Source organism: Trinickia camelliae, assembly GCF_053525655.1.
This window is the reverse complement of sequence record NZ_JBCHAA010000006.1, coordinates 320950-331136: the sequence shown is the minus strand read 5'-3', so window position 1 is coordinate 331136 and position 10187 is coordinate 320950. Positions and strand designations below refer to the sequence as shown.

Below are 10187 nucleotides of genomic sequence, written 5' to 3'. Positions count from 1 at the left end.
TCTCGCCGGACCCGATATGCAGGCTCACGTCGTTCAGGCCGACGTTGCAGCCGGTTTGCGCGAGCACTTCGGCCTTGCCTTTGCCGCTTCTTAGCAGGTCGAGCACGCGCGCGTGACCGCTTTCGTGGCCGAAGAGCTTGTAGACGTGCTTGACTTCGATCGCTGCCATAAGGAACTCCTTTGCTTCCGATTGCTTGCGGCGTAATGACGTAGGGGCCGCTTTTCTGCCTGACTGCTTGCCACCCGCTTATTTCGCGGGTTTCGTCGTGTAGCCGCTCGTCGCTTCCGTATCGGCGCCTTCTTCGCTGCTTGCCGAGGTCTCGGCCGCATCGATGTTCGCGCCGGCCGCCGCGTTGTGATACGGCACGCGCGAGGCCGCTTTCGAGCGCTTCTTCATCGCAAGCAAACGGCGCGTGCGACGGTCCTGGCCGTAGCCCTGGCTGATGCGGTCGATGACGATCGCGAGAATTACGATTGCGATGCCGGCCTGCATGCCCTTGCCGACGTCGAGCGTTTGAATGCCAGCGAGCACGTCTTCACCGAGCCCGCGCGCACCGATCATCGATGCGATCACGACCATCGACAACGCCATCATCGTCGTCTGATTGATACCGGCCATGATGCTTGGCCGCGCCAGCGGCATTTGCACATTGATCAGCAATTGCCAGCGTGTCGTGCCGAACGCGCGAGCCGCCTCGACGACTTCGGCGTCCACGTGCCGGATGCCGAGATCGGTCAAGCGGATCAAAGGCGGCAGGGCATAGATGATCGTCGCGAAGATCGCCGGCACTTTGCCGAGGCCGAACAACATCAGCACCGGAATCAAGTACACGAAGCTCGGCAGCGTCTGCATGATGTCGAGGATCGGCAGCAGGATGCGCCTGAGCCACGCGCTGCGCGACGTCAGAATGCCGAGCGGCACGCCGAGCGCGACCGACAGCACGGTCGCCACCAGCATGATCGCGAGCGTCTGCATCAGCTTTTCCCACAGCCCGAAGCAGCCGATCACGTAGAGCAGCAGCACGAAAAACGCGGCGATGCCGATGCGCCGCGTCGCATTCCATGCGAGCAGCCCGACCGCGATCAGGATCAGCCACGGCGGCACGGAGCGCAGCGCCATTTCGATCGGCACCAGCAGGTAGCGCAGGATCGTGACGCTGAAGTTGTGGAAGCTGTCTCCGTACGCCGAGACGAACGACTGCACTTTGTCGTTCACCCAGTCGGCAATCGACAGGTGAAGAAAGATCGAATTCATGGTGTTACCTCCCGGACACGCAGGCCTGCCCCATCAATGCGATGGACGGCAGGCCCGCGCCGATGCTCAACGGCTGCTCGATGCCAACTCGCTTACGACGAACTGGCGAGCCCAGCCTGCACCTTCTGGGCGACGTCGGCCGGCACCCACTGCTTCCACATCTCAGGGTGATCCTTCAGGAACTGGCGCGCCATCGTCGGGCCGTCGATCTTCTTGCTGGTCATTTCGAGGATGGTCTTGTTGAGGAAGTCCATCGAGAAGCTGACCTTCGAGTAGGCCGTCATCAGTTCCGGCTCGGCTTGATAGAACGGCGTCGACACACCGACCTTCAAGTGCGAGACCAGGTAGGACGACGCGCATTGCGACGCGCTATTGTCCGCGCGCAGCGTTTCCCAGCACTTCTGGTCAAACGGCGGCATCTTCAACTGCACGAACTTGTACTTCGCCATCAGCGCGGCCGGCTCCCAGTAGTAGAAGACGATCGGCTTGCCGCGCTCGTAAGCCGACGCGATCGCCGCGTCGAGCGCCGCGCCCGTGCCGGGGCGGAAGTCGGTGTAGCTGTCGTCGAGCTTGAGCACCTTCAAGAGACGCGTGTTCACGCGCTCGCAATCCCAGCCGGACGGGCAGTTCAGGAAACGGCCCTTGCCCGGTTCTTCGTCATCGGGGAAGACGTCCTTGTATTTCGGCAGATCGGACACCGACGCGAGGTTCGCCGCGACCGGCTTGATGTTGCGCGCAGGGTCACCCTTGATCACGTACTCGGGCACGAACCAGCCTTCGTTCGTGCCGCCGGGCAGCGTATCGCCGAGCAGCTTCACGTTGCCGTCCTTGACGGCCTTCGAGATGATTTCGGAACGGCCGGTCCACTGTTCGGCCCACACTTGGAGATCGTTGCGCGCGAGCGCGGTTTCAGTGGCCGCGGTGCTGCCCGGCACGGTGTCGGTCTTGCAGCCGTAGCCCTTTTCGGTGATGAAGCGCAGCACTTCCGTCGTGAACGAGCCGCTTTCCCACGTGACGCCCGCAAAGCGCACCGGCTTGCCGGCCGAGCACCACGTACCGGCGTGCGCGACGGCGGGCATCAATGCGCCCGCTGCCAGCGCGATGCACGATGCGCGCATCCATTGTTTGATTTGCATGCTTGTCTCCTGGTGGTGTGTTTATACGGGGGGCGCCTTTTCAGGCGTAGGTGCTGCGCTTGGCGAGCGTGGCGTCGAGCGCGGCTTCGTCGATCGCCAGGCCCAATCCTGGTGCATCCGACAAATTCAGCCACCCTTCGCGGTCGATGTCGATAGGGTCTTTCAACATGAAGTCGCGGCGCTCGATCGACCATTCGGGCGGGTCATACGGAAACTCGATGAACGGCGCGGACGCGGCGCCCGCCGTCAGATGCAGGTTGGCGGCAAGGCCGATGCCGTTGCCCCAGGTGTGCGGCGTGAACACCTTGCCGTGCGATTCCACGGCCTGCGCGAGCTTGCGCAGGCCTTCCATGCCGAGCGTGCAGGCGACGTCCGGTTGCACGACGTCGAGACATTCGCGCGCAAGCAGCTGGTCGAACTCGTAACGTTCGCGCGTGAGCTCGCCGCCCGCGATGCGCACCGGCGTTTGCTGGCGCAGCTTCGCGTAGCCGTCGTAGTCGCCGCGGTGCAGCGGCTCCTCCATCCAGTAGACGTTTTGCTTTTCGAGTTCGCGGGCGACGGCGAGCGCTTCGTCGACGGTCCACGGCGCCTTGGTGTCCCACGGCATGCGCCAGCCCTGGTTGCAGTCGACCATCAGCTCGAGCTTGTCGCCGACGGCGTCGCGCACGGCGGCGAGCGTGTCGAGATCGTCGGCAAGGCGCGTGCGGCCGAAGCGGATCTTGAGCGCCGGAAAGCCGCGTTCGATCACGTGGCGCGCCATCTTCGCCATGTCGTCGGGGTGGCGGTGCACGCCGCTCGACGCATACGCGCGCACGCGATTCGCGCGGCCGCCCATCATCTTCCAGCACGGCTCGCCACGAATCTTGCCGGCGAGGTCCCACAGCGCGATATCGAGCGGCCAGGGGCGGCCCGCATGAAAACCGATGTTGTCGAGCACGGCGCTGTGGCGGGGGAGATCGAGCGGATCGGCGCCGATGAACAACTGCTCGTAGTCGGCGAAGCCGTACATCGCGTCGCCGGAGCCGATGCCGACATGGCCAGCGTCGTCGTGGACGCGCACGATCGTGGCGGGAAATTTGCGGCGCGGCTGGCTATCCCAGGACGCCGGGAACGGCGGGTCGAGTTCGAGCTGGTGGTGCGTGATGTCGATCCGGGTGATGCGGGGGGTGTCCGTCATCTCTGCCTGTCTCCAAGGCGGGAAGTCGTCGGGCGACGCTTCAATATGTGTATTGAGTGCATCCTATGAGGGCTAAAGCCGCAACTCAATCGCGTCAATCGAAGTAAATGACTGCATTCATTCCGGCCAGGGGCACGCGCATAATGCGTCAATACATAAGGAGCTGCCCATGGCAATGAACACGTGGCTGCCGAAACTGGAGACAGGAAGCGACCCTAAATATCAGGTGATCGCGCGTGCGTTTGCACAGGCCATCCTCAACGGCCAGTTACCCGCCGGCGAAAAGCTGCCGCCGCACCGGTCGCTCGCGAGCGAGTTGCGCGTGACGACCGGCACGATCAGTCGGGCCTACGCCGAGCTGGAGCGGCAGGGCCTCGCGAATGCGCGCGTCGGCGACGGCACCTATGTCGCGCAGGCCCGCGCGAGAGAGGCGTCGGCTGCCGCGGCGCCGTCTGTGGCGCGCGGCTCGGCGCCTGCGTCGTCGGCGCTGATCGATCTCGGACAAAACGTGCCGCAACCGACTGCAGAAGCGCAGGTGCTCGTTACGGCCTTGCGCGAGATCGCGGGCGACGAGGCGCTCGCCTCCGAATTGCTGCAATACGTGCCCGAGGCCGGACTCATGCGCCATCGCGAGGCGGGCGCAACGCTGCTAGCGCGCGCCGGCATGGCGGCCGCGAACCCCGCGCGCGTGCTGGTCACGCAGGGCGCGCAGCACGCGTTGGCATCGGTGCTGCGTGCGGTGACGCGCCCCGGCGACACCGTGCTCGCCGAGATCGTCAGCTACCCCGGCATCATCGGACTAGCGCGGCAGTTGCGGCTGCATCTCGTCGGCGTCGAGGTCGATCACGAAGGGATCGTGCCCGCCGCGCTCGACCTCGCGTGCAAGTCGCTGCATCCGCGCGCGATCTTCTGCGTGCCGACGATCCACAATCCGACCACCGCGACGATGTCGGCCGAGCGGCGCGATGCGGTCGCGTCGATCCTCAGCCACTACGGCGTGCTGCTGATCGAGGACATCGTCCCGGCCATGCTTCTCGAAGCGCCGCCCGCGCCGATCTCGGCGCGATTGCCCGAACAGTCGTTTCTGATCACGGGGCTCGCGAAATCAGTGGCGCCGGGCTTGCGCGTGGGCTACGTGCAGGCGCCGCAGGCGTGGTGCTCGAAGATCGCCGCCGTGCTGCGCAGCGACTGCTGGATGACGGCGCCGCTGCTCGCCGAGATTGCGGCGCGCTGGATCGGCAACGGCGAGATCGAGCGGCTCGACGGCCTGCAGCGCGCGTACATCGAGACGCAGCAGACGGTCGCGCGCGAGGTGCTCGCGGGTGTTCCCTATCGGTGCGCGGAGACGAGTTCGCATCTGTGGTTGCCGTTGCCCGAGCCGTGGCGCGCGGCCGAATTCGCCGCGGCGTTGCGGCAGGAGGGCGTGCTCGTGAAGACGGCCGACAGCTTCGTCATCGGCCGCAATGCGGCGCCGCATGCGGTGCGGATCTGCATGACGGGGGCGCGTTCGATCGCGGCGCTCACGCGCGGGCTGTCGATCATTCGCGCGACGCTCGAGCATGGGCTCGAAGGCGAAGTGGCAGCGCCTTATACGCCCTGACGGCGCGAGCGGGCGGATGTTTCACTGGCCGCCGGGAATACGAAGCCGGTCAGTTGCGTACTCCACAATAAGCCGGGTGCGATCGCGGCTGATCCGCAACATCCGTCTAGGCCACTTGTGCGGGGCGGGGCGCGTATCACATAATCCGAGCCTCATCGTCGCCCGTCGACATTGACTCCCGTTGTCCCTTAGTTGACCCTTAGCGCTCGCCGCCAGCATGTTCCGCCGCCGTCTGCAGAAGATCGGAAGCCTCCTCGGATTGCTCGCAATCCTGATGAGCACGCTCGCGCCGACGGTGTCGCAGGCGCTGGCTTCGCGCGATCGCGTCGATCTCGCGCTCGCCGCGTATTGCACGGCGCAACCAGCATCGGGTGATACCGGCGACGGCCAGTCGCCCGACTCGCATGCGCTGCTGCATTGGCAAGCCTGCGCATATTGCGGCTTGCTGGCTCACGTGCCGGTGCTGCCGGGCGTGGCCGCCACGTTCTCACCCACGCTCACCGCTACGCGCGCGCCGGTCTTTTCCCAGCGCGAGGAAGTGCGCGCCGCGCCTCTCTTCACGGCCGCCCAGCCGCGCGCGCCGCCCGTGCGTTCCTGATTCGAATCTATCCAATTCACCGATAAATCTCGCAACGCCTGATGGCGTTGCGGTATCGTCGCGCGAGTGAGCGGCGATACGTCATATGGTTCGAAAGGAACATCATGCGCACGTTTCTCAAACGGAGGCCGGCGCGTCTCTCCACGGCCGTCTGCTCGGCCGTCGGCGCGGCGGCCTGCCTCGCGGGTTCGCCCGCGGCCGACGCTCATGCGGTCGTCGGCGACCGGGTCTTTCCCGCGACGATGGCCGTCGACGATCCTGGCGTCGGCGACGAATTCAACCTGCAGTACGGCCATATCAAGGCGCCCGGCGACAGTGGCGACGTCAACGTCAACACCGTTTCGTACGAGTGGGACAAGCTGATCACGAAGAACCTCGCGTTCAGCATCGCGAGCAACTACACGAGCCAGAACTCGCCAGACGGGAGCGCGAAAGGCTGGGATGATTTCACGCTCGGCGCGAAATATCTCGTCTACGCGAATGCACGGCACGAGTTCATGGCGTCGGTCGGGCTCCTCGCAACTCTCGGCGGCACCGGGTCGAAAGCGATCGGAAGTTCGTTTTCGACATTCACCCCGACCGTTTATTTCGGCAAGGGCTTCGGCGACCTGCCGGCGTCGCTTGGCTACCTGCGGCCGCTCGCCATCACCGGCACGATCGGCCCGAACTTGACGACCGCGTCGTCGGACCAGGGACCGAACTCGCTTGGCTGGGGCTTGACGCTGCAATACAGCATCCCGTACCTGCAGCAGCAGGTGAAGGATCTCGGGCTACCGCAGCCGCTCGCCAATCTGATCCCGGTCGTCGAATTTCCGATGAGCACCTGCACGGCAGGCGCGTGCGCCGGACAGACGACGGGCACGATCAACCCAGGGCTGATTTGGCTGAACCGCTATGGCCAATTCGGCGTGGAAGCACAGATTCCCGTCAATAGCAGGACCGGCACGCACACGGGTATCTTGGTGCAAGCCCATATCTATTTCGACGACATCCTCCCCAACTCCGTGGGCAAACCGCTCTTCTGACCATGAAAACGTCTCTGATCTCGCTTTCGATGCGCGGCGCGGCCGCCGCGCTCACATTGACGCTCGCGCAGTTCGCGTTCGCGCATGCCTATCCGACCAAGCAAGTGCCGGGCGCCGGCGCGACCGTCACGACTTCGCAGAAAGACGTCGCGATCGACTTCGACGATGGCCTCGAGCCTGCATTCAGCTCGATCTCGGTGACGGATGCGTCGGGCAAGTCGGTCGCGAACGGCAAGTCCGTGGTCGACGCGTCGAACAAGAAGCACATGTCGGTTGCGCTCAATGCGTTGACGCCGGGCGTCTATACGGTGGCCTGGGTCGCTGTCGCCGACGACGGGCATCGCACGCAAGGGCACTACACGTTCACGGTGAAGTAAAGCTCTGGCGCGGCCTGGCGGTCAGAAACCCGCCAGGCCGCGCCCTCATGGAAATCCCGTACGCAAGGTACCTCTTCGTGAAAGCATGAAGAAGGGTTCGCGTCTCTAGAATCACGCCATCGATATAGATAGCCGGCATTGGGCCGGCTCCCGACAATAACGGAGACAATCGATGCGACCCACCATCCGCGCGTTTCGCCATATCGCTCTCGCTTCCAGCCTGTTGTTCGGCATTGCATCGCAACACGCGATGGCCGACGACGCGGGGAAGATCACGATCATGGTGGGCGGAATCACCAAGCTGATTTATCTGCCGGCACGCTTGACCGAGCAACTCGGCTATTTCAAGGATGAAGGGCTCGACGTCGAACTGCTGTCGCAGCCGGCCGGCGTCGACGCCGAGAACGAACTGCTCGCGGGCGCCGTCCAGGGCGTCGTCGGCTTCTACGATCACACCATCGATCTGCAAACCAAGGGCAAGGAAGTCAAGGCGATCGTCGTGTTCGGGCAGGTGCCGGGCGAAGTCGAGATGGTGTCGACGAAATCGGCCGACGCGATCAAGTCGATGGCCGACGTCAAAGGCAAGACGCTCGGCGTGACGGGCCTCGGCTCGTCGACGAGCTTCCTCACGCAATACCTCGCTGGCCAGCACGGCATCCAGTCGACCGAATACACGATGCTGCCCGTCGGCGCCGACGCGAGCTTCATCGCCGCGATCAAGCAAAACCGCATCGACGCGGGCATGACCACCGAGCCGACCGTTTCCGCACTGCAGAAATCGGGCGACGCGAAGGTGCTCGTCGACATGCGCTCGGTCGAAGGCACGAAGGCCGCGCTCGGCGGCACCTACCCGGCGTCGAGCCTTTACGTGCAAGCGGCGTGGGCCGACTCGCACAAGGCGGAAGCCGCCAAGCTCGCGCACGCGTTCGTGCGCACGATGCAGTTCATCCACACGCACAGCGCGGAAGAAATCGCGGCGAAGATGCCCGACGACTACCAGAAGGACAAAACGCTCTACGTGAGCGCGCTGAAGGCGTCGCTGCCGATGTACACGGCGGACGGCAAGATGCCGGCCGACGGCCCGGCCACGGTGTTGAAGGTGCTGTCCGCGTTCAACCCGTCGGTCAAGGGCAAGCACGTGGACCTGTCGAAGACCTACACGAACGAATTCGTCAGCGCCAAATAAATCGGCTGCAGCCGATCGCGTTGATGCGTCAGGCACTGCCTGAATTCATTGCGCCTCCGGAGCCGCTTCGCGCGGCCCCGGTTTAATCCAGGAATGTCTCCGATGAGCCCAGTTCTATCCAAAGACGCACCGGTTATCGAATTCCGGTCCGTGTCGTGCCGTTTCATCTCTCCCGACGGCAAGGCCACCGTCGCACTGCGCGATTTCAGCATGTCGGTTGCGCAGGGCGAATTCATCGCAATCGTCGGCCCCACGGGTTGCGGCAAGTCCACCACGCTCAGCATGATCACGGGGCTCTTGAAGCCTACGGCCGGCGAGGTGCGCGTGATGGGCGCGCCGGTCAACGGCATCGATCCGCGCATCGGCTTCGTGTTTCAGGCGGACGCGGTGTTCCCGTGGCGCTCGGTGCTCGACAACGTCGCGGCGGGCCCGTTGTTTCGGGGCCGCTCGAAATCGGCGGCCTACGACGAGGCGAACCAGTGGCTGCGCCGCGTCGGTCTCGAGAAGTTCGGCAAGCACTATCCGCATCAGCTGTCGGGCGGCATGAGAAAGCGTGTCGCGCTCGCGCAGACCTTCATCAACAAGCCGGAAATCCTGCTGATGGACGAGCCGTTCTCCGCGCTCGACATGCAGACCCGCACGCTCATGCAGGACGAGCTGCTGCAGTTGTGGTCGGCGAACGCGGGCTCGGTGGTGTTCGTCACGCACGATCTCGAAGAAGCGATCGCGCTCGCCGATCGCGTGTTCGTGCTGACCGCGCGCCCGGCGACGCTCAAGAAGGTGTACGAGATCGACTTGCCGCGTCCGCGTGTGACGTCGGAAATTCGCTACGACCCGCGCTTTATCGAAATTTCGCGCGACATCTGGCACGACTTGCGCGAGGAAGTACAAATTGCTTAACACGCCCGCACAACGGAATACACTCATGGCATCTCGTGATAGCTCAATGAAGATGGAGTTCGACGGCGAATCGGCCGCCAAGATCGAACAGGCCGCTCAACGCAAGATTCGGCAGCGCCACGCGTTGATCATCGGTTTGCGGCTCCTCGTGCTCGTGGTCGTGCTCGGCGGCTGGGAACTCTCCGGGCGCCAAAAATGGATCGACCCGTTCTTTTTCTCGATGCCTTCGCTGATCTTCCTGCAGATCGTCGACTGGTTCCAGAACGGCACATCGCAGGGGCCGCTGCTCGTGCAGGTGTGGGTCACGCTCGAAGAAACCTTGCTCGGCTTCTTTATCGGCTCGATCGCCGGCATCGTGTGCGGCGTCGTGCTGGGCCGCAATAAGCTGCTCGCCGATGTGTTCGACATTTACATCAAGATCGCCAACTCGATTCCGCGCGTGGTGCTCGGCTCGGTGTTCGTGATTGCGCTGGGCCTCGGCATGGCCTCCAAGGTCGCGCTCGCAGTGGTCATGGTATTTTTCGTCGTATTCGGCAATGCCTTCCAAGGTGTGCGCGAAGCGGACCGCTATATGATCGCGAACGCGCAGATCCTCGGCGCCTCGAAGCGCCAGTTGACGACCTACGTGGTGATTCCGTCGGCGCTGTCGTGGATTCTCGCGAGCCTGCACGTGAGCTTCGGTTTTGCGCTGGTCGGTGCGGTGGTCGGCGAATTCCTCGGCTCGAAGCAAGGTATCGGCTTGCTGATTTCGACCGCGCAGGGGGCATTCAACGCGAGCGGCGTGTTCGCGGCGATGATCGTGCTCGCAGTGGTCGCGCTCGCTACGGACTATCTGCTCACCACATTGGAAAAGCGCTTGCTGAAGTGGAGGCCCGCCGCATTCTGAGGCTCATCAGTCAAAGACAACCGTCCTTGCCGGCACAGGCAAGGACG

Annotated in this window: 10 protein-coding genes; 7 read left to right on the top strand and 3 right to left on the bottom strand. The window is 64.1% G+C overall.

The features are described 5' to 3' along the window. Positions 1-247: 247 nt before the first annotated feature. The 3 genes from AAHK20_RS13425 to AAHK20_RS13415 form a co-directional block, all read right to left on the bottom strand. A complete protein-coding gene (locus AAHK20_RS13425) occupies positions 248-1255 on the bottom strand; it encodes an ABC transporter permease (protein WP_449181939.1) in 1008 nt (335 codons plus the stop codon). A gap of 92 nt (positions 1256-1347) precedes the next feature. Continuing rightward, on the bottom strand, positions 1348-2391 hold the full coding sequence (locus AAHK20_RS13420) for an ABC transporter substrate-binding protein (protein WP_449181938.1): 1044 nt from the start codon (positions 2389-2391) through the stop codon (positions 1348-1350). A 40-nt stretch (positions 2392-2431) separates the two neighbouring features. Then, positions 2432-3568, bottom strand: a complete 1137-nt coding sequence (locus AAHK20_RS13415; protein ID WP_449181937.1) for a mandelate racemase/muconate lactonizing enzyme family protein — start codon at positions 3566-3568, stop codon at positions 2432-2434. Between the two features lie 169 nt (positions 3569-3737). Here AAHK20_RS13415 and AAHK20_RS13410 point away from each other — a divergent pair, with 169 nt between their 5' ends. The 7 genes from AAHK20_RS13410 to AAHK20_RS13380 all read left to right on the top strand — a co-directional run bounded on the left by AAHK20_RS13410 (position 3738) and on the right by AAHK20_RS13380 (position 10140). Continuing rightward, positions 3738-5168 (top strand): aminotransferase-like domain-containing protein, encoded by a 1431-nt coding sequence (locus AAHK20_RS13410; RefSeq protein ID WP_449181936.1) that lies wholly within the window; start codon positions 3738-3740, stop codon positions 5166-5168. A gap of 217 nt (positions 5169-5385) precedes the next feature. Beyond that, entirely contained in the window at positions 5386-5766 is a 381-nt protein-coding gene (locus tag AAHK20_RS13405) for a DUF2946 domain-containing protein (RefSeq protein ID WP_449181935.1), read from the top strand. 104 nt (positions 5767-5870) lie between these two features. Next, positions 5871-6791 (top strand): hypothetical protein, encoded by a 921-nt coding sequence (locus AAHK20_RS13400; RefSeq protein WP_449181934.1) that lies wholly within the window; start codon positions 5871-5873, stop codon positions 6789-6791. A 2-nt stretch (positions 6792-6793) separates the two neighbouring features. Then, positions 6794-7168: a copper resistance CopC family protein gene (locus tag AAHK20_RS13395; RefSeq protein WP_449181933.1), complete on the top strand. Its 375-nt coding sequence runs from the start codon at positions 6794-6796 to the stop codon at positions 7166-7168. Between the two features lie 172 nt (positions 7169-7340). Next, on the top strand, positions 7341-8354 hold the full coding sequence (locus AAHK20_RS13390) for an ABC transporter substrate-binding protein (RefSeq protein ID WP_449181932.1): 1014 nt from the start codon (positions 7341-7343) through the stop codon (positions 8352-8354). 102 nt (positions 8355-8456) lie between these two features. After that, on the top strand, positions 8457-9254 hold the full coding sequence (locus AAHK20_RS13385; RefSeq protein WP_449181931.1) for an ABC transporter ATP-binding protein: 798 nt from the start codon (positions 8457-8459) through the stop codon (positions 9252-9254). Positions 9255-9300: 46 nt separating this feature from the next. Continuing rightward, positions 9301-10140 carry an ABC transporter permease gene (locus AAHK20_RS13380; protein WP_449181952.1) on the top strand — a complete coding sequence of 280 codons (840 nt, stop codon included), beginning with the start codon at positions 9301-9303 and terminating at the stop codon, positions 10138-10140. Positions 10141-10187 lie beyond the last annotated feature (47 nt).

Bases quoted from the DNA above. Each gene is read 5' to 3' on its own strand.
- AAHK20_RS13405 (WP_449181935.1), top strand. From the start codon at position 5,386: ATGTTCCGCCGCCGTCTGCAGAAGATCGGAAGCCTCCTCGGATTGCTC.
- AAHK20_RS13410 (WP_449181936.1), top strand. From the start codon at position 3,738: ATGGCAATGAACACGTGGCTGCCGAAACTGGAGACAGGAAGCGACCCT.
- AAHK20_RS13385 (WP_449181931.1), top strand. From the start codon at position 8,457: ATGAGCCCAGTTCTATCCAAAGACGCACCGGTTATCGAATTCCGGTCC.
- AAHK20_RS13380 (WP_449181952.1), top strand. From the start codon at position 9,301: ATGAAGATGGAGTTCGACGGCGAATCGGCCGCCAAGATCGAACAGGCC.
- AAHK20_RS13390 (WP_449181932.1), top strand. From the start codon at position 7,341: ATGCGACCCACCATCCGCGCGTTTCGCCATATCGCTCTCGCTTCCAGC.
- AAHK20_RS13400 (WP_449181934.1), top strand. From the start codon at position 5,871: ATGCGCACGTTTCTCAAACGGAGGCCGGCGCGTCTCTCCACGGCCGTC.
- AAHK20_RS13420 (WP_449181938.1), bottom strand. From the start codon at position 2,391: ATGCAAATCAAACAATGGATGCGCGCATCGTGCATCGCGCTGGCAGCG.
- AAHK20_RS13415 (WP_449181937.1), bottom strand. From the start codon at position 3,568: ATGACGGACACCCCCCGCATCACCCGGATCGACATCACGCACCACCAG.
- AAHK20_RS13395 (WP_449181933.1), top strand. From the start codon at position 6,794: ATGAAAACGTCTCTGATCTCGCTTTCGATGCGCGGCGCGGCCGCCGCG.
- AAHK20_RS13425 (WP_449181939.1), bottom strand. From the start codon at position 1,255: ATGAATTCGATCTTTCTTCACCTGTCGATTGCCGACTGGGTGAACGAC.